The organism is Brucella sp. NBRC 12950 (assembly GCF_030268145.1).
Taxonomy (GTDB): domain Bacteria; phylum Pseudomonadota; class Alphaproteobacteria; order Rhizobiales; family Rhizobiaceae; genus Brucella.
Window position 1 is genome coordinate 259675 of record NZ_BSQC01000002.1, and the last position, 24420, is coordinate 284094.

Here is a 24420-nt window from a genome sequence, read left to right on the forward strand (position 1 = left end):
GCTCTCTGACGTGTCGCCTGCTTTTTAAATCCGATCCATCAGCGCATACCACGAGAGCGCGAGAAAGAGCAGGGGTGCGCGGAACGTGCGGCCACCCGGAAACGATGGAATGCGCAGCTCTTCAAAGAGCTTGAGCTTGTCGCGCTTGCCGGAAAGGGCTTCCGCATAGAGCTTGCCCATGTAATTGGCGAGCATGACCCCGTGACCGGAATAGCCGCCTGCGGAAATGACACCCGGCATCACTTCGCGTACAAATGGCTGACGCGGCATGGTTATGCCAACGGAGCCGCCCCAGGCTTGCGTGATTTCAACCTTGTCGAGTGCGGGATAGATCTCCGCGATCTGTCGGCGGATATGTTCGCTGATGTCGCGCGGATTGTCTGCCGTATAGGCTTCACGACCACCAAACAGTAGGCGGCCATCTTTGGATTTGCGGAAATAGCGAACGACAAAGCGCGAATCGTCAATCGACTCCCCACCGGGAATGACTGGGCTATCAGCAGCCAAGGGCGCTGTTGCGCCTATGAAGGAACGGATCGGCATGACATGCGCAGCACTTGTCGGTTCCAGATCGCCACCATGAGCATTGACCGCAAGAAAGGCATTCTTTGCCGAAATCGTGCCGTGCGAGGTTTGAACTTCAACGCCACCGCTTGCTGTCGTTATCTTCGTGGCTTTGGTGTTCTCAAACAGGTGCGCACCGGCGGCTTGTGCCGCTTTCGCGAGCCCAATCACCAATTTAAGCGGGTGAATATGCCCCGTACCGGCGTCATAGAGGCCGCCGTGATAGCGGTTTGAACCAAGAAGCGCGGCCATTTCGGCGCGTTCGACATAACGGATGTGTGGGTAATTGAAGCGCGTAGCCATCAGTTCCACATGGTCCTGATAGTTCTTGAGATAGCGCACCTTATGCACGGCCGAAATCTGGCCGGGCATATATTCCATGTCGATATTGTGCTCGCGGGAAAAGCCAAGCAAGTAAGTCTTGGCTTCTTCCGCAACGTCAAACAGGGCTTTGGCACGCTCAAAACCATATTGCTTTTCAAGATCTTCGGCCCAGATGCGCTGCCCTGTACCGAATTGACCGCCATTGCGTCCGGATGCACCATCACCGAAGCGTGCTGCTTCGACTAGCACAACATCCGCTCCCTGCTTAGCCAGATGATAAGCCGCTGAAAGACCGGTATAACCGCCGCCGATAATCACGACATCCGCCTGACGGGCACCGTCGAGCTCTTCATATTGCGGGCGCTCTGGAACGCTCACTTCATACCACGAGAAGCCGGGAGAGATAGGGCTTTGATAGGGCCGTTGATTATGCATGCGGAACCGGTCAGACGTTGAGCAGCAGGAACTCACGTTCCCACGGGCTGATGACTTCCATGAAGGTTTCAAATTCGGCACGCTTGATCGCCGCATAAGTGGTGACGAATGAATTGCCAAACAGATTTCGTAATTCCTGATCGTTTTCAAACAGTTCTACCGCGTCGATCAGGCCGCGGGGCAGGTCGATTTCCTTGGTGTTGACGCTGGTTGAAGCTGGCTGATCCGCTTCAATCTTGTTCACCAAGCCAATCAGTCCACAAGCAAGCGAAGCAGCAAGCGCCAGATAGGGGTTTGCATCGGACGATGGAATGCGGTTTTCAACACGCCGACCACCTGGCTCAGAACGCGGTACGCGGAACGCAGTCGTACGGTTGTCGTAGCCCCATTTCACGTTGACAGGAGCCGATGCAGACGGAGTCAGGCGACGATAAGAGTTTACATAGGGTGCGAACATTACAAGCGCGTTTGGCACATGGCGCTGCATGCCGCCGATGAAATGGCGGAAGGCTTCGCTTTCGCTTCCGTCTTCATTGGAGAAAATGTTGCGTCCGGTCTTTTTGTCAACAATCGACTGATGAATATGCATCGCCGATCCTGGTTGGCCCTGGATAGGTTTGGCCATGAAGGTTGCATACATATCATGCTTGAGCGCTGCTTCACGGATTGTACGTTTGAACAAAAATACCTGATCGGCCAGTTCAACCGGATCACCATGGCGCAGGTTTATTTCAAGCTGGGCTGCACCTTCTTCGTGGATCAGCGTATCGATCTCAAGGCCTTGGCCTTCAGAGAAATGATAGATGTCATCGATCAGTTCGTCGAACTCGTTGACACCAGCAATTGAATAGCCCTGACCGCCACCGATCGCGCGGCCGGACCGACCGACCGGAGGTGTGAGCGGGTAGTCCGGGTCGGGGTTCTTACGGACCAGATAAAACTCGATTTCCGGTGCCACCACAGGCTTGAGGCCGCGCTTGTTATAAGCAGAAACCACCGAGCGCAGAACGTTGCGCGGGGTGAATTCAACCGCACGTCCATCCTGATAAACCAGATCGCAGATGACCTGCGCCGTGGCATCAGATTCCCATGGCACGGCGGAGAGCGTGGAAAGGTCTGGTAAGAGTCTCAGGTCGCCGTCGTCTTCGGGATATTGGAAGCCATGGCCGTCTTCAGGATAATCGCCCGAAATTGTCGTCATAAACACCGCCGATGGAAGCGCCAGCGAAGTGTTCGATGTGAACTTTTTCGACGGCATCATCTTTCCGCGGGCAACGCCCGCTTGATCGGGGGTGATGCATTCGATGTCTTCAATGTCTCGCCATGCCAGCCATTCTGTGGCTTGCTTCCAGTTTTTCACACCTCGAAGAGATTTGACATAAGCAGGCGTACGGCGACGCGGCGCACGCGTAACCTTCTTTTCCGTCGTATCAGCAGACATCCAACACCAAAAAATGATTTCGTATGTCTGTATGATAGCGGGGACACACGACAATGACAAATGACCTTTGAGCAACAATGGCATTAAATATTGCAGTGCATTTTGCGGTGGAGGTTAGTCCTGTTTGGTGACCGCAACCCTTCGTCAGTATCATCGGTTGCCAGAGCGTAGGCAGCTAGATTCTCAGCAAGGCAAAGATGTGGATTGCCACTTTTGCGTAATGTTCGCGCCATGTTTGAGAAAAGAATTCCATAATGCATTTTTGGGGAGATTTTCTATATGCTAAGAACGATCAAGGCGGCTTTGGCAATGGCAGGCGGTTCATTGTTTGCAATGCTCGTCCTGCAAGGGCAGGCCACGGCTGCAAGTCAAAAACTCACCTGCATGATCATGCTCAATGCGAACAGCGGCGAGGTTATCGCCAAAGAGGGCGAGATTTGCGACAAGCGCAACAGTCCAGCATCAACGTTCAAAGTGCCATTGGCGCTGATGGGGTTCGAAAGCGGCATATTAAAGGACAGTCACAACCCGGTCTGGCCTTATAAGGAGGGCTATCCTGCGTGGCGTGAATCCTGGAAACAATCTGTCGATCCGAGCTATTGGGAAGAGCAGTCGGTAGTCTGGTTCTCTCAGGAGCTGACACGGAAGCTGGGGAAAGATAAGTTTCAGGTATACACAGATCGCCTCAACTACGGCAATCGCGATCTGAGTGGCGATCCGGGCAAGAATAACGGTATGTTGCGCTCATGGATTTCTTCGTCGCTGACGATATCGCCCAATGAGCAGGCGGATTTTCTCATGAAGATGGTCAATAAAAAGCTTCCGTTCTCGGAAGCTGCAATGACCAAAGCCATGGATATTCTGCCTAGCCATAAGCTGTCGAACGGCTGGACTGCCCATGGTAAAACAGGCTCGGCGTTTGAAACCGGGCCCAAGGGCAAGCCGGATCGGCGACGTCAATTCGGCTGGTATGTCGGATGGGCCGAGAAAGGCGATGAAAAGGTCGTATTTGTACGCCTGAACCGAAACATGCTGGCCCACAATGCCGGTATGGGGCCGGTGACGCGTGACGAGCAGTGGTCGATACTGGAGAAGACACTTAAATAATCTGATTAGCGCGTCATTGGGATTTCTTTCGATGGCGCGCTATCGGTTCAAAGTCTAAAATGCTCTTTAATGGATGGGGCCGCAACAATCAGTTGGTCCACCAGATTTGGATCGCGTTCACGGATATAAAGGAACACTTGATTTCCGGCATCGGTGATCTGCTCGTTTGACAGGCCGCTTGTGCGGAGGTTGGCGGCTCCTTTGAGCAAAGCGCTCATCTTTTCTCCGGCAATAGTGCCCATCAGCCCTGAAAAAACACCAACAATACCGCTGCTTCCCGCAGCGAGCACATCGTGGTTTTCTGCCAGAAGCTTCGCATCCGGTAAAAGTTCAAAGACTTTCTGTCCGATTTCCGGTGTGGTGTGTTGCAACACGGAAAAAACTGATCCGGTTAGCTTTTCGGCAAGTGGCTGATCGATATTGACCCGATGTGCAATTGTGTCGACGAGCGATTGAATGGACATGGCGGCTCCTGATTGTATCCGGCGATAGTTTTAAGTGGCTCGCCTATTGATGGCAATTGTCTAGAACGCATCACGATTTGATTTAGGGCAGAACTTGCGGTGCTTGGCGAAGAAGCGCAAAGACTATAAACACCGTCCGTAACATTCTGGGATATGCATTGAAATGATCGTTCGTCCGCGCCCGCCCTTGTGGAAATTATTCTTCATCCTCAAAGGCTCAATCATCACGCGGATATTGCCACAAATCTTTGCGGTTTTCGTCCTGTCGCTCGTGGTGGTCTGGGCGCACCGCGCTTTTCCGGGCTGGGTTCCGGCTTTCAATAATGGCACAGCCTTCGCTCTGCTTGGCATAGCGCTTTCGATCTTCTTGGGATTCCGCAACAATGCCTGCTACGACCGCTGGTGGGAAGCGCGCAAAGTCTGGGGCAAACTTGTGCATCTGACACGAAGTTTCGCGCGTCAGACCATTTTGCTGGACCAATTGCCGGGCGAGGGCTCGCGGACGAAGCTACTTCATTATGTGATTGCGTTCACGCAGTCACTGGTGCCGCATCTTCGGCCAGATGATGGGCAAGCAAAAGCCCACAGATGGCTTAGCTCTGAGGAGCAAATAGCCATTACCGCAAGCCGCAACGGGCCGGATTTCATTCTGCGCAAAATCGGCGAAGTACTTGCAGAACTGCGCGTTGAAGGGCGCATTGATGCGATCGATTTCCAGACACTCGATGAAACGGTGAGAGGCTTTGCCGAAGTGCAGGCGGCTTGCGAGCGTCTGCGCTTTACACCAGTGCCGTTCGGCTACACCTTGTTGTTGCACCGCACGGCATATTTGTTCTGCTTTTTCATTCCTTTTGGTTTTGTCGATATGCTCGGCTGGGGGACGCCGTTCGCGACTACGCTGGTCGCTTACACCTTCTTCGGTCTTGATGCGCTGGGTGATGAACTGGAAGAGCCCTTTGGCACGTTACCCAATGATCTCCCGATCGGCGCGATTGCTGATACGATCGAGATCAATCTGCGTGAAGCATTGGGTGAAACCAGTTTGCCGGACCTGCCACAGCCGCAAGATTACTTGCTGATGTAAAAAAAGAACCCGACTGGCGAGGCCAGCCGGGGAGGTCAGTGCGGGTAGTCCAGCATGGATGAACTGGTATATCAAGGTATAATTGACGTTTTATGGATGAAACGATCAGTATGCGACACTTATGCTTGTCACTTTTCGTCGTCGCAGGTTCTCCCAAGCAAGTAATAGTGCGGCAAAGGCTATTGCCGTGAGCGTCATGATGGGTTTTGGGTAACGATAACCGGGATCAGCAGATCCCTCCAGTTGCCTTCGCCATTCCCGTGTTGCCGTAGGCACACAAATTTAAATGCATGGCGGCGAAGGCAATTGTTGTGAGCGTCATCATGGGTTTCGGGTAACGATAACTGGGATCAGCAGATCCCCCCAGTTGCCTTCGCCACCATGATGTCGAGCGGAGCGAACCAGCTCAACGGAAACACCGGCCTCGACTGCATTCATAACCGACTGATTGAGGCGGTGCAGATCATTGGCAAGCATACGGATCGCGCTTTGCTGATCGGTGCTCATCGAGGTTGATTGCTCTTCTGCTCTTTCCTTAACGCGTGCAATCGAAGCCATTGTTATTCTCCTCTCAAGAATTGGGCGTCACTCAGCAGCTGGACGGAACTGTGCTGTTTCGGTGGATTCCTTCATGGCGGTGGTCGAAGACTGGCCGCCGGTGATTGCGAGCGATACGGCATCGAAATAGCCGGTGCCGACTTCGCGCTGGTGTTTGGTTGCGGTGTAGCCATTGGCTTCGGCTGCAAACTCCGCTTGTTGCAGCTCAGAATAGGCTGCCATCTGACGGTCCTTGTAGCCGCGTGCCAGTTCGAACATGCCGAAGTTGAGCTGGTGGAAACCGGCCAGCGTGATGAACTGGAACTTGTAGCCCATTGCACCCAGCTCGCGCTGGAACTTGGCAATCGTTGCGTCGTCGAGATTCTTTTTCCAGTTGAACGACGGCGAGCAATTATAAGCGAGCTTCTTGCCCGGATGTGCCTTGTGCACGGCTTCCGCGAAGCGACGAGCCTGTTCGAGATCGGGCTTGGACGTTTCCATCCAGATCAGATCGCAATAGGGCGCATAGGCGATCGCACGGGCGATACACGGCTCGATGCCGTTCTTCACCTGATAAAAGCCTTCTGCAGTGCGGCCCGCATTATAGTCAACGAAAGGCTGGTCGCGTTCGTCAATGTCCGAGGTCAAAAGCTTGGCAGCTTCCGCATCCGTGCGGGCGATAACCAACGTGGAAGTTCCCATAACGTCAGCAGCCAGGCGTGCTGCGTTGAGGTTACGGATATGGGCCGCAGACGGGATCAGAACTTTGCCGCCCAGATGGCCGCACTTCTTTTCAGACGCCAGTTGGTCTTCATAATGTACACCGGCAGCACCCGCTTCGATGAAGGCCTTCATGATCTCGAAAGCATTCAGCGGTCCACCGAAGCCTGCTTCCGCATCGGCAACAATTGGCGCAAACCACGTATCGACCGACAGGCCTTTTCCTTCTGCTGTTTCAATCTGGTCGGCACGCTGTAACGTCTTATTGATGCGCTTGGCGAGTTCAGGTGCGGCATTAGCCGGGTAAAGCGACTGATCGGGATACATGGCTGAGGCCGTGTTTGCATCCGCTGCAACCTGCCAACCGGAAAGGTAGATCGCCTTCAATCCGGCGCGAACCATTTGCATTGCCTGATTGCCGGAAAGCGCGCCAAGTGCGTTGACGAAATCTTCCTCTTGGATGAGCTTCCACAGACGGTTTGCACCCATCTCGGCCAGTGAATACTTGATCTCCACCGAACCGCGCAGCCTTTTCACGTCTTCGGCTTTATGCGTACGCTGGATACCGTCAAAGCGGCCCTTGGGTGCCGAAGGGATGAGGCTGTAAAAATCTGTCATTTCGGTGTCTCCTCACACTTAGATCAGGTTTTTGAAGAGCAGATTATCGCCGCTCTTTCTGTGACTAGATTTACAATCCCGCTGCTTGAGCGGCCAGAAAAAGCAGCAGAAAGGCCAAATAATTGAGGTAATGCTGTCTGAAAATTGACTGAGCTAATCTGTAAAGTTGTAAATATTGTCAAACGTAAAATTTGAAGCTATTTTGTCACGAGTTGTAAAACTCATCATTGCTGGTTTGGGAGGACCTGATGAGCGAACGCAAGATTTTTGCCGGTCCACGCATCAGGCGCATCCGCAACGAGCGCGGTCTGACGCAGACATCCATGGCCGAAGCGCTTGGTATTTCACCGTCCTATCTCAATCTCATTGAGCGCAATCAGCGTCCGCTGACGGTGCAGCTCTTGTTAAAGCTTGCCAGCGTTTACAAGCTCGATCTCGATAGCCTGCAGGCAGAAAGCGGCACGACGGTTGCGGGCCTAAAGGAAGTGTTTTCCGATCCGCTGTTGACGGGAGAATTGCCTGGCGATCAGGAGCTGGTGGAAATTGGCGAGGCAGCACCCAATGCGGCCACCGGGATCGTCAAGCTTTATCGCGCCTACCGTGAGCAGCAGCAGCGCCTTTCCGATCTCTCGCAGTTGCTATCGCACGAAGGCAGCGATGCGCAGCTTTCCGCCACGCGGTTGCCGCTCGATGAGGTCCGTGATGTCATGGGGCGTCGGCCCAATCATTATTCGCGTATCGAAGAAGAGGCGGAAAGTTTCTATGGCCTGCTGAAAGCCGATGGGGACCTATCGGGCGCGTTGAAAGAGTGGCTGCGGCGCGAGCATGGCATTACTGTGCGCACGCTGCCCGTCGCGACCATGCCGAATTGGCGCAGGCGTTATGATCGGCATTCGCAGCGACTGTTTATATCGGAGCGATTGTCGCCCTTTGATCAGTTGCAGGAAATCGCGATGGAGGCGGCGCTTATCCGTATGCAGGTGATAATCGGCGGCGAAACGGAAGCGCTGAAACTCTCGTCCAGTGAAGCAAAGCGCATCGCGCGTTTTGAGCTGGCGCGTTATGCGGCGCAGGCTTTGATGATGCCCTATCGCCAGTTTCGCGATGCGGCTGTGCGGACGCGCTATGATGTTGACGTGTTGCGCTCGCGCTTTGGTGTGTCGTTTCAGCAGGCGGCGAACCGGCTCACAACGCTTCAACGCCAGGGTAACTCTGCTTTGCCGTTCTTCTTGATGGAAATCGACCACGCGGGCAATCGCTTGCGCATGGCTGGTGCCGAAGGGTTTCCCCTCCGGTTTGGTGGGCAATGTCCCAAGCTGCCGGTCTATGCGGCCTTCACACAAGCGGGGCAGGTGTTGGTGGAACCAGCCGAATTGCCCGATGGGTCCGCTTTTCTGACAGTTGCGCGAACACTTGAAGGACCGCAAGGCGCTTTCAATGAGCGTCCGCGGCGCACCGCCATTCTTCTCGGCTGCTCGCTCGATGCAGGGGCAGAGACGATTTATGGTGCGAATAGTTCTCCGCGCACGGAAATTGGTCCAGCCTGTCGGCTTTGTGAGCGACAGGGCTGCATCACACGGGCCGAGCCGCCGCTTACCCGTCCATTGGGACTTGATGAAATGGTGGCGGGATTGTCAGCTTTCGACTTTCAATAGGGCCGGAAGATTTTGGCTTTGACGGTCTGCAAATGGCGTGGTTCTGCGCTCCCGGTGCTCATGTACCCAAAAGTACACTCCGCTCCGGTTCTCGAACCTCACTATTTTCGCCGCGTCATAGCCAAAATCTCATTGGTTCTTTGCGCTCGCATCGCAATTTTTGTGTTCGTCTTGTCATCACCCGGTTGACGAATGCTGCACAATCTAAAAAACTATGAAGTTGAAACAGTTTACCCACCCTTGAGCTGTACCTGGAATCAGGGTGCAGAATGGAGCACGCGATGAGGATGAAATCCTTTCTTCTGGCGACTACAATGGTTTCTGGCCTTGTAAGCGCCGCCGTATTTCCCGCAAGCGCGCAGGAGCGGGTTGTCAATATCTATAACTGGTCGGATTACATCGACGATTCGATCCTCAAGGATTTCACCAAGGAAACCGGCATCAAGGTCGTTTACGACGTTTACGATTCCAACGAAATTCTTGAAACCAAGCTTCTTGCAGGCGGCAGCGGCTACGATCTCGTGGTGCCATCGGGCGAATTCCTTGGCCGTCAGATCCCAGCAGGCGTGTTCTTGAAATTGGACAAAGACAAGCTCCCGAACCTCAAGAACATGTGGGACGAAATTTCGACCCGTGCGGCGACATACGATCCGGGCAACGAATATTCTATCAACTACATGTGGGGCACGACCGGCATTGGCTATAACAACGCCAAGATCAAGGAAGCGCTCGGCACCGACACGATTGACTCGTGGGACGTGCTTTTCGATCCGGAAAAATCGGCGAAGCTTAAAGGCTGTGGCATTTACCTACTCGATTCAGCCAGCGAAATGCTGCGCCCGGCTCTGAACTATCTCGGACTTGATCCAAATTCCCCATCGCCGGAAGATCTCGAAAAGGCGCAGGAACTTTATCTCAAGATTCGTCCAAATATCCGCAAGTTCCATTCGTCGGAATATATCAATGCGCTGGCTAACGGCGATATCTGCATGGCCGTTGGCTACTCGGGCGACATCTTCCAGGCGCGCGATCGTGCAGAAAAGGCAAAACAAGGCGTAGAGATCGGTTACTCGATCCCGAAGGAAGGCGCGCTGATGTGGTTCGACCAGATGGCGATCCCGGCAGATGCGAAGAATGTGCCTGAAGCGCTCGAATTCATGAACTATATCATGCGTCCGGAAGTTGCAGCCAAGGCGTCGAACTTCGTGTTCTATGCAAACGGCAACAAGGCATCGCAGGAATTTATCGACAAGGAAATTCTTGATGATCCGGCTATCTATCCAAGCGATGAAGTTCTGAAGAAGCTCTTCGTACCGACACCTTATGACACCAAGGTGCAGCGTGTTGTTACACGCGCCTGGACCAAGATCGTCACAGGCCAGTAACAGTCGGATAATATGACGGCTATTATTAGCCGACGCGGGTTTACCCGTTGAAATTGAGAGCGGCTCACTGTTCATACAGCTGGGCCGCTCTACGTCTTGTAGTAGATCAATGGCAGGCTCTGCCTGTGAATGTCAGGTTCCTGATAAGTCGATAGGGGAACGGAATGGAATCTTTTGGCAGCTTTCGCCGCAAATTCGCACCCTGGAATGATCCGGCGGCGAAGCCTTATATTTCTTTTGAAAATGTGACCAAGATTTTCGGCGATTTTACTGCTGTTGATAATCTGTCGCTGAATGTTTTCAATCGAGAGTTCTTCGCGCTGCTAGGGGCGTCCGGTTGCGGCAAGACCACGCTGATGCGCATGTTGGCTGGTTTTGAAGAACCGACATCTGGTCGTATCACCCTTGATGGTCAGGATATGCGCGGCATTCCTCCCTATAAGCGCCCGGTAAACATGATGTTCCAGTCCTATGCGCTGTTCCCGCATATGACGGTTGAAAACAACATTGCTTTCGGTCTCAAGCAGGACGGCATGGCGAAATCTGAAATAGATGCCCGCGTTGCTGAAATGCTTAAACTCGTGAAACTTGAGCAATATGGCAAGCGCAAGCCGCACCAGCTTTCAGGCGGTCAGCGCCAGCGTGTTGCGCTGGCCCGCGCCGTTGCAAAGCGCCCGAAGGTGCTGCTTCTTGATGAGCCGCTTGGTGCGCTCGACAAAAAGCTGCGCGAAGAAACACAGTTCGAATTGATGGATCTGCAGGTCAAGCTTGGTCTTACTTTTATGGTCGTTACCCACGATCAGGAAGAGGCGATGACTATGTCTGACCGTATCGCTGTCATGGACAAAGGGCGCATCATGCAGGTGGCGACCCCTGCAGAAGTCTATGAAGCGCCGGGCTCGAAGTTTGTGGCCGACTTCATCGGGAATGTGAACATCATCGAGGGCGAGGTGGTAAAGGCTGCTAACGGTGAGGCTGAAATAGCCACCGAGAAATTCGGCTTCCACATTCAAACCGAGACCCGTGAGCAGCTGAGCCCGGGCCAGAAGGTCTGGTATGCCGTGCGTCCTGAAAAGACACGCATCACCCGCGAAAAGCCGGAGGAAACATCAGTCAACGCGGTTGAGGGTGAGCTTTGGGATATCGCCTATTTTGGCGATATGACAGTATTCCACGTCCGCCTCGAAAATGGACGTACCATCAAAGCTGCAAGTCTGAACGCCGTTCGCAAGACGGAGAATCCTTTGACTTATGATGAGCGGGTGTGGGTTTCGTTTGATACCGATGCCGGTTTGGTGCTGACAGCCTGAGGAGGGGGAGGCAAATGCAAAAGCTGATCGCTTCCATAACCAGTCGCCTTGTGATCGCAGTACCGTACCTCTGGCTGCTGATCTTCTTTCTGGTACCGTTTTTCATCGTCTTCAAGATTTCGTTGTCAGAAGTCACGATGGCGATTCCGCCTTATCAGCCGGTCATTGATCTGACGCAGGGTTTGAGTCTTGCATGGGAGCGCGTGAAGCAGCTCTCCTTTGATAACTATCTCTGGCTTATGGATGATCCGCTTTATTATATGGCGTATCTCTCCAGCGTGCGGATTGCGGCAATCTCGACATTCCTGACATTGCTGGTCGCTTATCCGATGGCCTATGGCATGGCGCGCGCGCCGCAAAGCCTTCGCCCGACATTGTTGATGCTGGTCATTTTGCCATTCTGGACGTCGTTCCTTATTCGCGTTTATGCGTGGATCGGCATTCTCAAGCCAGAAGGTTTGCTGAACCAGTTTCTGATGTGGCTCAATGTCATTGATACGCCACTTAATATTCTGAACACGGATACTGCTGTCTTCATTGGCATCGTTTATTCTTATCTACCGTTCATGATTTTGCCGATCTATTCGTCACTTGAAAAGATGGACTATTCGCTGATCGAAGCGGCGCAGGATTTGGGCTGTACGCCATTTTCGGCATTCTGGAAGGTCACCTTCCCACTATCGCTTGCAGGCGTCGTGGCGGGTTGTTTCCTTGTGTTTATTCCGGCTGTTGGTGAGTTCGTGATCCCTGATCTTCTTGGTGGATCTCAGACGCTGATGATCGGTAAAACAATCTGGAGTGAGTTTTTCTCCAATCGCGACTGGCCGGTTTCCTCGGCGGTGGCAGTTGTTCTGCTGCTCTTGCTTATTGTGCCGATTGTGATTTTCCAGCAGGCGCAGGCGCGTCAGCAGGAGAAGGGGAAATAAGATGCAGAACAATTGGTCCCGCTTTAACATTGTCTCAGTCGCGCTCGGCTTTGCCTTTCTCTACCTGCCGATTGTCCTGCTGGTCATTTATTCTTTTAACGAATCTCGCCTCGTCACTGTGTGGGCAGGTTTCTCTACCAAATGGTATGTGGAACTGTTCCGCAACCAAGCTCTGATGGATGCGGCATGGGTGACGATCCGTGTCGGACTTCTGTCGGCGACGATTGCTACCGTGCTCGGCACGCTGGCAGCCCTGGCTTTGACCCGCTACACGCGGTTTCGCGGGCGCATTCTGTTTTCGGGTATGGTTTATGCCCCGTTGGTTATGCCTGATGTCATCACCGGCCTTTCGCTGCTGCTTTTGTTCGTGGCGATGAACTTTGACCGTGGGTTCTGGACGGTAACGCTAGCACACATCACTTTTTCGATGTGTTTTGTGGCAGTCGTTGTGCAGTCGCGTCTGGTGACTTTTGACCGTTCGCTGGAAGAAGCAGCAATGGATCTTGGTGCGCCGCCTGTTACCACCTTTTTGAAAATTACGCTGCCGGTGATCCTGCCCGCAGTGGTTTCCGGCTGGATGCTAGCATTTACCCTTTCGCTCGATGATCTAGTGATTGCAAGCTTCACGTCGGGCCCCGGAGCGACTACCCTTCCAATGAAGATTTACTCTCAGGTGCGGCTTGGAGTGACGCCGGAAATCAATGCGGTTTGTACCATTCTGATCGCCTTGGTGACGACGGGTGTTATCATTGCATCAGTCGTCAACAAGCGCAGGGAAGTGCAGCGCCGCCGTGATGAGCAGGCGGCATTCCGCATCGGATAATCATCTAGAGCGCTCGCCAAATACGGGAAATGGATTTCGAAACGGGATGCGCGTTGGAACTAACTGGTTGAGCCTTTTCCAGTGATCCAATTTCTACGGGAAATGCTCCAGAAAACCGCGACGGGGCAGGTTTACTGCCCCGTGCTGTTTCCTGTCGTTGATGGGGAGATAAATGGTCGATCCCAAGAGCCGCCGACGAAGAAATGTAATGGCGGTTTCTCTACCGTCTCTTGCGTGTCTTGAGCCTGCTGACTGTTGTCATTCTGCTGTTGTTGGGGCTGGCTGGTTGGGAAGATTACTTCGCCACTGAGCGCCAGACTGCGGTCGACGAATGGCACGATTCCAGCGAGACTGAGCGTACCTTCCGCCGTTACTAATGTAGAGTTTTCCAGCGATGCCACGCCATCCGAGAGGTTTGCTTTCATGTCTAGGCGATTGAACGCGAGTGAGACATTGTCCTGTCGTTCAAGGGCAAAGAAGCCCTGACTTTGTGCCTTGGTCAGAAAATCCTGAACCGAAAAGCCCTGCATCTGGCCATTATTTAGCTGCACCGAAACATTGCCTTGTGCATTGTTCAATAGGCCGGACCAACGATTGGCTGGCCCCTTCATAAACAAAGACACATTGCCTTTTCCATTGATAAAAGGCTTGTCAAAACCGAGCGCAGCAAAAAGCTGCGAGCTATCGATGTCTGACGCATTAAAGCGCAACTCCCCGCTCGCGGTCTTCAGGTCGCGGACGATTTGGAGATTAGCCTGCAGAATGCCATTGAAGGCTTTAGCGTCGCCGATATCGAACATCGCACGACCGCCTCTGATCTGAACTGCCGCGGCCACACCCGTCATGGACACCGGCCCAGCAGTTGCCGTCTGCGCTGACAGCCGCAAATCAAGCTCGGATCTGTTGATGAAGCTTGTATCAATTGTGTCGCGTTCATTCTGATCGCGTTCGTTCGGCGAGCGAGCCTGGCTTTCAGGCAGTGGTACAAAGATCGAAAACAGGCGGCGCAGGTTCAACTTCTCAAACGCGAGCGTTCCGGTGACGGCAGGTGTATCCTGCTCAAATCCAATCTCTATCACACCCTTGGCCGGGCTTTCGTCCGTCGTCATCTCGACATCCGCAAATTTCAATCGACGCGGTGTTGAGGTCATGGTGGAGTCGAGCGAGAAGGCACCGATTTCCGTGCTACCGGCGACCGGTGGCAAGGCAAGCCATCGCAGCGAATTGCTCAATGAAGGCGTCTTGGCGCTTAACGTGCCTTCAAAGAAGCGATCGTTGGAGATATTGGCTTTGCCTTCAAATGTGATGTTGACTGGGCTGGAGGTGAAGCTGGCGGTTATGTTAGAGGTGCCACCCGCGAGCAATGGAAGAGCCTGTGCTGCCGTCAGGCTGAACTGAGTGTTCTCTCCGCGCCATAGTGCGCTGCCGCGAAAGGTAGCAGTGCCTGATGTACGTGGCCATTCGAGAGTGGCATTTACTTTGGTGATCTGCTGGTCTTCTTTTGGTTCTTCGTCCGTGTCTGGGTGGCTGAACGCGATTGTTCCGTCTCGAACCACAACGCGGCCGAAGGGTTGAGAAGCCTGCTGCGTGGCAAGCGTCTTGTCGTTAGCGCCATTTTGTTGTTGCAGTGCGCGTTGCGCGCGTATTGCAGTGCCTAATCGACCATTCGAACTTGCTATCGCATCCAGCAATTCAGAAACATTATCGACGGGGCCGCCAATATTGAAATGGGGCCTGACTATCTGCGTTTCAGAGAATGATACCCTTCCCATGATGGCATCAAGGGGCGAAAGCTCAATTTCAATACGGTTGGCACTCATGAACGGCTTGGCGCCCTGATCGGACAGTTTGCTAAGCGTTACGCCATCTAGCGAGGCCCGCAAAACCGGAAATACCCGCAAGCGTGGTGCTTCGCGCAGTTCAACGCTATAACCGGTCCATGCACTGATTTCTTGTGCTACACGAATGCGGATCGCATCGGTTGAGACGATGAAAGGTATGACCGCCAGAAGTGTAGCGACCGCCGCCGCGCCCAGTATAACGAGCGCAATAATAAGGCGCAGAAACTTCGGCCAGCGCATCAACCATCCTATCAGAGAAACACATTCCGTAATCTAAACTAGCTCAGCACCGTGGCAAAGCAAAGTCGCCTTTGCTCATTCCACACTATGGTTAAACAATTGTTTCCCGGAAATTAACCGCGATTTTACTGGAGTTTACAATCTCTAAATTCTGAGCTCAATTTTTAACGCCGCATTAACGACCCCGGCGCGATAAAGAAAGTAACACTGAGTAATGATCGAGCCGCACTTGTGCTTGTCTCACTTGCTTTCGTGTCTTTGTCTCTCTGAAAATTATCGCGCTGGTTCTTGCCGGCGCTTTTTTTCTGCAAATGAAAAGCTCTCCAGGTGGAGGGTCTTTAGACATCACAGGTATAATTCACTTAGAGAATGTCCAATGTTTTGGCTTTTTCACGCATCTTTTTTGACACCCGGCAAAGGCTTTTTGAAAAAATGTGGGATATGCATCGCCTATTCTGCGAGAACGCGTGTAGGTGGGAAAACGATTTCCACCACAGTTCCCTGGCCGGGTGTGGAGTCGATTGAAAATTGCGCGCGGTTTGCCTCCACCATCGCCTTGGTCAGCGGAAGTCCCAGACCCGTGCCTTCGTCGCGCCAGTCCTTCGCACTTTCAGCTTTACGGCGCTGCATGGTGTTGACCTGACGGAACGGCTTCAATGCCTGTTCTATTTCGACTTTGCTCATGCCGACACCATTGTCGCGTACACGCATTACGACATCGCCGTTCAGTTCATAATTCGTCGAAACGATAACCTGTCCGCTGGTTGCGGTGAAGCGCACGGCATTTGATAGTAGATTGAGCGCGATCTGCTTGATCGAGCGTGCATCTGCGACGATGTCGGGTAGGTTCGACTGAAAGCTGGAACGGATAATGACGCGGTCGCGATTGGCCTGCGGCTGCATCAGCGCTATGGCTTCGGCGATCGCTTCATTGAGTGAGACCGCTTCGAACTTCATGTCGAGTGCGCCGGCTTCAATCTTTGAAATATCAAGGAGATCGTTAACCAATGCCAGCACATGGTTGCCGGAACGGTTGATATCACGCAGATAGTCGCGATAACGCTCGTTGCCAATCGAGCCGAATTTTTCATCGGACATCAGCTCAGAGAAGCCGATGATTGCATTGAGCGGCGTGCGAATTTCATGGCTGATACGCGCAAGGAATTCTGTTTTTTGACTGGATGCGCGCTCGGCTTCGCGGCGAGCATTGGTTAGTTCTTCTTCGGTGCGCTTCCACTGTGTGATGTCGCGCAGAACCGCACAATAACCGTTCGTATGGGTCAGCTTTCCCATCGTCATGAAGAGTGGAATGAAGCCGCCCTGCGCTTCGCGACCAATCACCTCACGTCCGTCATTGAGGACACTCAAAACGCCATTGCCGGAAAGGCCATGCAGATAATCCATCGCTGCACGCTGGCTTTCGATGGCAAAGAGCATGGAGAAGAACTTACCTTCCGTATCGCCCTGATCATAGCCAAATAGCGCCGAGGCCGAATGGTTCATCGAGCGAATGCGGCCCTCCGGATCAATCAGAACAACACCATCGGTTGCTGTGTCAAGAATGGTCTTGAGCTCTTCGATATGGGCCTGCAGTTCCTGCTTTTCAGAGCGATCCTCAGGGGCCGGTTCTGATGTACTTTGAACAGGGACAGTCGCTTCAACTACGGCAGGCATAAGGCTTAGCATCAATGCGCGGCCAGAACGCCAGTTAATAGCATTAAGATGTGCATCGACCGGTTCTTCATGGCCGTCGGCATGACGTAGCACCATGCCCTGACGCTTTTCGCTGTCGTCGGCTTCGCTGTTGAAAAGCGCATCAACGCCACCAGCCTTACGGATGTCTTCAATCGCGTCATAACCCGTCAAATCAAGCAGCGCCTGATTGACATAATGGATATCGCCGCCAGACTGAATAATCACCGGCACAGGCAGATTGGCAAGCAAAGCCGTTTCGTCAGCAAACACCTTTTCTTCAGAAACAACAGGTGTTGCGGCTTCTGTGGCAGGCTGTTCGGCGGGATTTTTTTGAGCAGGTTCAGAAACCAGCGCGACAGGTGATGCGCGTTCTGCAGCAGGCTTTATCTGCTCGGCTGCAACCGGCTTCTCATCTGCTGCGTCCTGATCCTGACGCGAGTTTGCGAGACCTTGCTTGCGCAAGCGATCAGCGATTTCGCGGAATGCATTGCGCTCGGTGGTTGTCAGGCCGCCTTCAGGGCGTTTGTCAGTCTTCGTCTTGTGTTCTTTTTCGTGATCCGCCGCGACTTTTTCGCGGGCAGCAGCGTTAAGAAGCTCAAGCACCTTGTCGGATTCCCGACGGCCTGGATTAGGCGTCAGAACCACAGGTGGCTGATATTTGGCTTCTGAAGGATGATCGTCATTCGCAACTTCTTCTGAAAGTGCCAAAACATCATCGTCCGCACCGTCGAGCGGCAGGGCGGTCTGTTGTTCTTCTGGAACCCGCTTCTGCGGAACGCCGCCAGCCAGCACAGTGCCGATGGTTTCAGGGTCTGCTTCTGCATCCTGTGGGTTCACAAGGCCGAAACCGCGGAAACCGATAAATTCGCGATCGCGCGAATAAACCGGAAGGGCGGCAAGCTCTACTGGCACACGGAGGTTTGTACCCTCAACCGGCCAAAGCAGCCTTTTACCGGACCAGGTATCGCGCTTTTGCAGCAGAGCGGCGATAACGCCGTCCGTGTCGAACCCAAATACATTTGCAACTTCCGCAAAGCGGCGACCGATAACATCGGCAGCATTAGGCCCGATAATAATGCCCAGTTCTGGCGATAGTTCGGTAAATGAACCGGCCGCATCCGTCTTCCATATGAAGCGGGCTGGTGCGCCGTCACGGTCAAAAGCAAACTCCTTGGGCTTCTGAAGCTCTTCGGCCTTGATCGCTGCTTCTTTCGCTGTGGATACGATATTTTTTTCAGCCAAAGGCGCTTCGGCGGGCAAAGTCGGCTGTGTCGCTTCGCTGATAATGCAGAGCAGGTGTAAAGCAGGGGTGTCTGAAAGACGCGCCAGCGCACCCGGAACTGAATGCTTTCCAGCACGGATACGCCGCTTGACCAGATGATCATCGGCATCTTCAGCTTCGACAATCAAATCTTCGATGGTGGATGCGGAAATATCAAGCACAGCAAAACGTGAGCTTGCAGCAAGAATTCTCGCCTGTGCATCAATCAGCGCGACATGCGTTGTTTCATCGGCGAGCCCGGAAATAATATCGCCGGGCTTAACGTCCTGCCGGTCGGCAGACATCAGCAAGGCCTCAATGCCATCGGGCAGGGCAATTTTCGAAATGCTTAGGCGGGTCAGTTCGGCCCGCATTCCTCCTCCCAGACGAACAGCGACAATCCTGGGTGCAATGTCGGTTTCATCGGTGGAAGCTGTAATCTGTCGGCGCGTCGCGACTGGCAAATCAAGGGCGCGACCGATCAGGTCTTCGATACGATCATGGCCAAAGAGGTTTGCGCCAGCGCCATTTGCCCAAAGCACTGTCGATAAGTCGCGCGTCAGCACGAGCTGCGCGTCGCCCTTGGCAAAGCCTTCGCGGATTTGATCCAGCGCGGCAATATCGATGAAGGGGTATGATCCTGACATACCGGTCCTTTACCTGTTCTTCCGTCCACCCAAGAAACCTCTTAACGACCTGTTAATAAGCCTCTTGCGGGTTGGGGTCCATATTTGCATTCGATATGGACCTTACTTTCTGTTCCATTAGTTAATGCAGGTAAGGCAATTTTATGTGTCGGTGGATAATCCGTATTTATGCACAACCATGCATAAAACATGGTAACCGAATTGCGTCGAATTTTAACGATTGCGGCTTTCGAGCTAACAAACGGGGAAATCTTCAAAAAAGATCATTATAATCACTTGCAATGTGGTTCGATTCTCCGTATGTGACCCCCTGTCGACGGACACCGAAGTGAGTTCGTTGAGATTTAGGTACGCGGTCGTAGCTCAGTTGGTTAGAGCGCAGGATTGTGGCTCCTGAGGTCGGTGGTTCGAATCCACCCGTCCGTACCATCTAATTTTCTTACATATACTGTAAACAGTGTCTGAAACAGAGCAGCATGTTGGTGAAATGCCGAAGTCGCTGTATTTGAGCGGAACGTTGGCTCTTTCTGCAATTTAAAAGAAGCTTCCAGCAAGCCATTGAAATTTTGTGATTCCGGATATTGGTTTCTCACGGATTCCCGTGATATTGCCGGGCAATTTTGGCCACTTTCTTCCCTTTGGAACAAAACCACTACCCAATCATTCGGCTATTGTAAGAGTGTCCAGAAAGGGAGGTGTTGTTTCATGAAACAGGTCAGCCCGCGTGAAGCGCGACAGGGTCGTGAGGGTAAACCCGTTCTTGTAATTTTGCTGGTTAGTATAGCTGCAGCTGGAGTAGTCTGGCTGCTTGTTGAGCTTTTCGGTAGCGCGATTGCACCTGAAGTGCCGTCCAATAGTGAAGGCTCGGTGCCACCAGCCAGCACCGAAACTGTTCCGCCTGCTTCCGGCAATTAATCTTTTAATTGCGTTTCAAGCCGCCGGAACAAAAACCGAGAATTTCTATTGAAGGGCAAGGATCAATTCTGGGCTGAATTCACAGACGATAATATGCTGAGCCTGCCAGTCGTATTGGCAAGAATGCCGCTCGCAACTCTTCTTGGCGCGGTTATCGGTCTTTGAAAGAGAATGGCGAAAGCGTCCGGCGGGGTTGAAAACCGACCTGATGGTCTGTCTTTCATCTGCAAGGTTCACAATCGTATCGCTTGAGCTGGCGAATGTGCGGGTTTTCGACAATCAGAACATCCGCGTGGAGCCTTCGCGTCTTGTAGAAGCGATCATCAGCGGCGTCGCTTTTCTTGCGAATGGCTTTATCATCTTTGGCAAAGGACAGATTACCGGCATTACCACGGGTGCGGGCATGTAGCTTGCTGCAGCTATCGGTCTCGCAAGCGGCCTCGGACTGTGGCACATCGCGATTATGGCAACGGCCATCGCCGCTATCATGTTGATCACGTTTCGAAAGATGGAACGATCGGTAAGGCCAGACAGCGGCGACTAGAGCACATCTCGAAGTGTGTAGCGGTTTTCGCACAAAGATGCGCGTCAGAAAATATTTAGAGCGCCGCCACTGCCGTGGCCAGTTCTGTTGTTATTGGGCTAATGCTTGTTCAATAGTGTCTTTCAGTGCAAGCCGCTGCTTGCGCAGGTTGGTTTCCTCTTCCTGACTGACGGGTGCTATCTTACTTTCGGCTCGATGAATGCGGTCATTGACCGAGTCATATTCCTCCAGAATGCGAGCGAAACGCGGGTCGGCTGCCTTCAGGGCGTGAATGGCAACCAATTGGCCGGGAAACTCTTCACCAAGCGTGTGAGGGGTGTTTGACATGGTTTTCTCCTTCCTTTGATAAGGACAGATTGGCAGCCGAAAACCGAAGCCTCATTGATCCCAATCAATAGGGATAAATATCGTTACATGCAGTTTCTGCATGGCTCTTATGCAAAGGCGTTACTTCAAACAGAAGTTGTTAAACACCATCTCAAGGATGCGGACCAATAAGGTGTCCGTGATGGAGATGAAAATGTTTGCCCGCTTTAATAATCGTTTCGGTCGTGCCTTTGCGCAATTCGGTAGTGCCGTTCGCGCATCTGCTGCCATGCGTGTTGGCCATCAGCCAATGGCAAAAGACCTTGAGACGCTTGGCATCGATGTGGCTGAGTTCCGTAAAATCCACGACTAAGCTAGCGGTTGTTTATTGAAATAAAGCCCCGGTTTCCCCGGGGCTTTTTGTTTTCTGAGCGCGTTTCACGCTGGGAGGGTTATGCTCTAGTCTTCGTCTGTTGCCATTTGTTTGAGCAATTCGCCCTTGCCGCGCTGGCGCATAATCATCGGCACGACGACTGCCGCGATTGCCAGTGCAATCAGCGTTATAGATACCCATGAATGCACTAGTGTCATCGGGTTACCCTGGCTGATCTGCAGTGCCTGCCGCAGACTTTTCTCTGCCATCGGTCCGAGGATCAGGCCCACGACAACCGGTGCAATCGGGTATGAGAAGCGGCGCAGCACATAACCAAGCAAACCGAAAGCCAGAAGCAGACCCAGCTCAAACGATACCGGAAGACCAAGCAGCATTGATGTCGATGCGTTGGCACCAATAGTACCCAGTGTAGCGAAGACAAGAATCCCCGCATAAAGCCAGTGGCGCGGAATGGTGAGCATCTTCACCCAAAGGCCGATCAGTGGCAGGTTCAGCACAAGCAGCATAAGATTGGCAACCAGAAGGCTTGCAACCAGCCCCCAAACCAGTGGCGCATTGGTGACAAAAAGCAATGGTCCCGGTTGTAAGCCGAATTGCTGGAAACCAGCCAGCATGATTGCCGCCGTTGCCGTAGTTGGCAGACCGAGGGTCAGTAGCGGCACGAGTGTACCCGCAGCCGATGCGTTGTTGGCGGCTTCCGGACCTGCAACGCCTTCAATGGCGCCCTTACCGAACTCTTCCGGATGTTTGGAGAACTGGCGTTCTGCCGAATAGGACAGGAAGCTTGACACGTCGGCTCCGCCCGCTGGCATGGCGCCAATCGGAAAGCCGATTGCCGTTCCACGCAGCCATGGCATCCATGAGCGCTTCCAGTCATTCTTGGTCATCCAGACTGAGCCTTTGACTGCGATGACTTCATCGTCGGGGCTTAGCTTTTTAGATACCACCGCCAAAGTCTCACCAATAGCAAACAGCGCAACTGCAAGCGTGGTAACATTGATGCCATCGAGAAGGTTCGGTGTGCCCATGACCAGACGGGCCTGTCCGGTCAGCTGATCGATGCCGATAAGGCCAAGCGTCAGACCGATGAACAGCGAGGTGAGGCCGCGCAGTGTGGAATCGCCAAATGCCGCCGAGACGGTCATGAAGGCAAGCAGCATGAGAGCGAAATATTCCGAAGGTCCGAAGGAGAGGGCGAATTTCACCACCCACGGGGCAACGAATGCCAGGGCCAGCGTTGCAATCAGGCCTGCAATGAACGAGCCAATCGCAGCGGTTGCTAGGGCCGGTCCGCCGCGCCCCGCTCGGGCCATTTTATTGCCCTCCAATGCCGTGACGATGGAGGCACTTTCTCCGGGCGTATTCAGCAAGATCGAGGTCGTCGATCCGCCATACATGCCGCCGTAATAAATACCGGCAAACATGATGAGAGAACCGGCGGGGTCGAGTTTATAGGTAACGGGCAGGAGCAACGCCACTGTAAGTGCTGGGCCGATGCCCGGTAGCACGCCAACAGCCGTACCAAGTGTGACGCCAATCAGCGCGTAAATAAGGTTTGACGGCTCAAGGGCTACCAGTAGTCCGTTGGCGAGCAGAGTGATTGTATCCATGTTCTTTCGCCTTAAACGAATTGTTCAAGCCAGCCTGATGGCAGCGATAGCTGCAGGCCGCGTGCAAAAATGAACCAGATGACGAATGAGAAGACGATGCCGACCGGCACGCTTATCCAGAATTTGCGATAGCCAAATCCGCGCGCAGTTGCTGCAAACAGCAAGCCCGTCGCGATGGAAAAGCCCATGGTTTTCATAGTCAGCATCTGGATAACCAGACCGCCGACAATCCACGCCATAGGTGCGATTTCCTGATGTTCACGTTCGGGAAACTCGCCCTTCAAAGCGCTGATTACGGTCCAGATAGACAGGATGAATAGCCCAGCTGCAATGATATAGGGCACTGTTTTAGGCCCAACGGGTGAGTAAGACAGCACATTGTTGCCATAGGCCGTGGACCAGGCAATTGCGATAGCAATTGCAGCAAGGATTAGGGCTATGACAAGAGCTGCGTAGTCTGGCGCCGTTCCAGCGGAACGGCGCTCTCCATGCTGTTCAGATCCTGTCATTTGACGAGGCCGATTTCCTTGAGGATGGTTTCAGTGGACGCCACATCTTTCTTGAGCTGCTCTTTAAAAGCATCGCCTGCAAGATAGGTATCGGCCCAGCCCTTGTCGGCCAGTGCCTTCTGCCAGGATTCAGATTTCACCATCTTTTCGATGTCTGCATTGACGGCAGCTTCCTGTTCGGCGGTGATGCCCGGAGCGGCGCCGACCATGCGCCAGTTCTGGATCGACACGTCGACGCCACCTTCTTTAAAGGTCGGGGCGTCGATGCCTTCAACGCGTTCATCGCTGGAAATACCGATAATGCGAAGCGTGCCAGCCTTGATCTGTGGGTCAAATTCGCCGTAGCCGGAAATGCCGACTGTTACCTGATTGCCAAGAATTGCAGCGAGCGCTTCGCCACCACCGGAAAAGGCAATGTAGTTGACTTTGGTTGGGTCAACGCCTGCGGCCTTGGCAAAAAGACCAGCTGTGATGTGGTCCGTACCACCTGCCGAGCCGCCGCCCCAGGAAACGGAGCCCGGATCAGCCTTGAGCTTGGCAACAAGATCGCCGAGGTTCTGAATGTCGGACGATGCCGGAACGACAATGGCTTCATATTCGCCGGTGAGGCGGGCAATTGGTGTAATCGCGTCGAGATTGACGGGCGAATTGTTGGTCAGGATCGCACCGACCATGACATAGCCGCCAACGATGAGCTGGCTCGGGTCGCCCTTATTCTGGTTGACGAACTGCGCCAGGCCAATAGTGCCACCTGCACCCGGAACATTAATGACCTGAACGCTGCCGGAAATCTTTTCATCCTGAAGCACGTTCTGCATGGTGCGTGCTGTCTGGTCCCAGCCACCGCCTGGTGCTGCTGGCGCCAATACCTTGTAATCTTCAGCCGAAGCTGCACCCGCCATTGCAAGCGCTGCCACCGACGAAATGGCCAGAATCCATTTACGCATAAATCCTCCCTGAATGCACTTGCGTGCATTTTGCTGCTGCCTTTGCGACAGCCCTCCTCAAAAACCCCTGCTTCCCAAGCAGAGACTACTGATCTGGAGACTACAGGAGAGAATTACA

At 53.3% G+C, this 24420-nt stretch carries 21 protein-coding genes and 1 tRNA gene; 11 read left to right on the forward strand and 11 right to left on the reverse strand.

What is annotated here, in order from left to right; genetic code table 11:
- Window positions 1–24: 24 nt before the first annotated feature.
- Both QSJ70_RS04200 and QSJ70_RS04205 read right to left on the reverse strand, forming a co-directional pair.
- Window positions 25–1323 (reverse strand): NAD(P)/FAD-dependent oxidoreductase, encoded by a 1299-nt coding sequence (locus QSJ70_RS04200; protein ID WP_285534944.1) that lies wholly within the window; start codon window positions 1321–1323, stop codon window positions 25–27.
- Between the two features lie 10 nt (window positions 1324–1333).
- Window positions 1334–2764 carry a glutamine synthetase family protein gene (locus tag QSJ70_RS04205; protein WP_215776935.1) on the reverse strand — a complete coding sequence of 477 codons (1431 nt, stop codon included), beginning with the start codon at window positions 2762–2764 and terminating at the stop codon, window positions 1334–1336.
- Window positions 2765–3043: 279 nt separating this feature from the next.
- Here QSJ70_RS04205 and blaOXA point away from each other — a divergent pair, with 279 nt between their 5' ends.
- On the forward strand, window positions 3044–3871 hold the full coding sequence (blaOXA, locus tag QSJ70_RS04210) for an OXA-919 family class D beta-lactamase (protein ID WP_215776933.1): 828 nt from the start codon (window positions 3044–3046) through the stop codon (window positions 3869–3871).
- A 47-nt stretch (window positions 3872–3918) separates the two neighbouring features.
- Here blaOXA and QSJ70_RS04215 read toward each other — a convergent pair whose 3' ends face one another.
- On the reverse strand, window positions 3919–4335 hold the full coding sequence (locus tag QSJ70_RS04215; protein WP_215776932.1) for a DUF2267 domain-containing protein: 417 nt from the start codon (window positions 4333–4335) through the stop codon (window positions 3919–3921).
- Window positions 4336–4498: 163 nt separating this feature from the next.
- Here QSJ70_RS04215 and QSJ70_RS04220 point away from each other — a divergent pair, with 163 nt between their 5' ends.
- Window positions 4499–5419, forward strand: a complete 921-nt coding sequence (locus QSJ70_RS04220; RefSeq protein WP_285534946.1) for a bestrophin family protein — start codon at window positions 4499–4501, stop codon at window positions 5417–5419.
- A 321-nt stretch (window positions 5420–5740) separates the two neighbouring features.
- Here QSJ70_RS04220 and QSJ70_RS04225 read toward each other — a convergent pair whose 3' ends face one another.
- Both QSJ70_RS04225 and aceA read right to left on the reverse strand, forming a co-directional pair.
- The gene (locus QSJ70_RS04225; protein ID WP_007879671.1) at window positions 5741–5977 is read right to left on the reverse strand and encodes an SMc00767 family acetate metabolism repressor; all 237 of its coding nucleotides are present in this window, start codon (window positions 5975–5977) and stop codon (window positions 5741–5743) included.
- 27 nt (window positions 5978–6004) lie between these two features.
- The gene (aceA, locus tag QSJ70_RS04230) at window positions 6005–7294 is read right to left on the reverse strand and encodes an isocitrate lyase (protein WP_215776928.1); all 1290 of its coding nucleotides are present in this window, start codon (window positions 7292–7294) and stop codon (window positions 6005–6007) included.
- A gap of 248 nt (window positions 7295–7542) precedes the next feature.
- On the opposite strand from aceA, the gene QSJ70_RS04235 reads away from it, so the two are divergent.
- The 5 genes from QSJ70_RS04235 (at window position 7543) to QSJ70_RS04255 (ending at window position 13393) form a co-directional block, all read left to right on the forward strand.
- A complete protein-coding gene (locus QSJ70_RS04235; RefSeq protein WP_215776927.1) occupies window positions 7543–8949 on the forward strand; it encodes a helix-turn-helix domain-containing protein in 1407 nt (468 codons plus the stop codon).
- Window positions 8950–9230: 281 nt separating this feature from the next.
- Window positions 9231–10334, forward strand: coding sequence for a polyamine ABC transporter substrate-binding protein (locus QSJ70_RS04240; RefSeq protein ID WP_285534948.1), 1104 nt, complete (start codon window positions 9231–9233; stop codon window positions 10332–10334).
- Between the two features lie 164 nt (window positions 10335–10498).
- Entirely contained in the window at window positions 10499–11644 is a 1146-nt protein-coding gene (locus QSJ70_RS04245) for an ABC transporter ATP-binding protein (protein ID WP_285534949.1), read from the forward strand.
- A 14-nt stretch (window positions 11645–11658) separates the two neighbouring features.
- Window positions 11659–12570, forward strand: a complete 912-nt coding sequence (locus QSJ70_RS04250) for an ABC transporter permease subunit (protein WP_285534950.1) — start codon at window positions 11659–11661, stop codon at window positions 12568–12570.
- A 1-nt stretch (window position 12571) separates the two neighbouring features.
- Window positions 12572–13393, forward strand: coding sequence for an ABC transporter permease (locus tag QSJ70_RS04255; RefSeq protein ID WP_215776921.1), 822 nt, complete (start codon window positions 12572–12574; stop codon window positions 13391–13393).
- Between the two features lie 131 nt (window positions 13394–13524).
- Here QSJ70_RS04255 and QSJ70_RS04260 read toward each other — a convergent pair whose 3' ends face one another.
- Window positions 13525–15474, reverse strand: a complete 1950-nt coding sequence (locus tag QSJ70_RS04260) for an AsmA family protein (RefSeq protein WP_285534951.1) — start codon at window positions 15472–15474, stop codon at window positions 13525–13527.
- Between the two features lie 450 nt (window positions 15475–15924).
- Entirely contained in the window at window positions 15925–19077 is a 3153-nt protein-coding gene (gene pdhS, locus QSJ70_RS04265; RefSeq protein WP_285534953.1) for a cell-division control histidine kinase PdhS, read from the reverse strand.
- A gap of 352 nt (window positions 19078–19429) precedes the next feature.
- Between pdhS and QSJ70_RS04270 the strand changes: the two genes are divergently transcribed.
- The 3 genes from QSJ70_RS04270 (at window position 19430) to QSJ70_RS04280 (ending at window position 20401) form a co-directional block, all read left to right on the forward strand.
- A tRNA-His gene (locus QSJ70_RS04270) sits at window positions 19430–19506 on the forward strand.
- A 276-nt stretch (window positions 19507–19782) separates the two neighbouring features.
- A complete protein-coding gene (locus QSJ70_RS04275; protein WP_215776916.1) occupies window positions 19783–19992 on the forward strand; it encodes a hypothetical protein in 210 nt (69 codons plus the stop codon).
- Window positions 19993–20134: 142 nt separating this feature from the next.
- Window positions 20135–20401 carry an MgtC/SapB family protein gene (locus QSJ70_RS04280; RefSeq protein WP_285534956.1) on the forward strand — a complete coding sequence of 89 codons (267 nt, stop codon included), beginning with the start codon at window positions 20135–20137 and terminating at the stop codon, window positions 20399–20401.
- A 225-nt stretch (window positions 20402–20626) separates the two neighbouring features.
- On the opposite strand, the gene QSJ70_RS04285 is transcribed toward QSJ70_RS04280, so the two are convergent.
- Window positions 20627–20863, reverse strand: a complete 237-nt coding sequence (locus tag QSJ70_RS04285) for an HP1242/YdcH family protein (protein ID WP_007879653.1) — start codon at window positions 20861–20863, stop codon at window positions 20627–20629.
- 193 nt (window positions 20864–21056) lie between these two features.
- Between QSJ70_RS04285 and QSJ70_RS04290 the strand changes: the two genes are divergently transcribed.
- Entirely contained in the window at window positions 21057–21215 is a 159-nt protein-coding gene (locus QSJ70_RS04290) for a hypothetical protein (protein WP_215779136.1), read from the forward strand.
- A gap of 86 nt (window positions 21216–21301) precedes the next feature.
- Here the strand turns inward: QSJ70_RS04290 and QSJ70_RS04295 are convergent, their stop codons facing one another.
- From QSJ70_RS04295 to QSJ70_RS04305, 3 genes are read right to left on the reverse strand one after another with little or no spacing between them, the layout of a single operon-like run.
- Window positions 21302–22846, reverse strand: a complete 1545-nt coding sequence (locus QSJ70_RS04295) for a tripartite tricarboxylate transporter permease (RefSeq protein WP_285534958.1) — start codon at window positions 22844–22846, stop codon at window positions 21302–21304.
- Between the two features lie 11 nt (window positions 22847–22857).
- Window positions 22858–23355, reverse strand: a complete 498-nt coding sequence (locus QSJ70_RS04300; protein WP_112806840.1) for a tripartite tricarboxylate transporter TctB family protein — start codon at window positions 23353–23355, stop codon at window positions 22858–22860.
- Window positions 23352–24302: a Bug family tripartite tricarboxylate transporter substrate binding protein gene (locus tag QSJ70_RS04305; RefSeq protein ID WP_007879642.1), complete on the reverse strand. Its 951-nt coding sequence runs from the start codon at window positions 24300–24302 to the stop codon at window positions 23352–23354. The genes QSJ70_RS04300 and QSJ70_RS04305 overlap by 4 nt, the downstream gene beginning before the upstream one ends.
- Window positions 24303–24420: the final 118 nt, after the last annotated feature.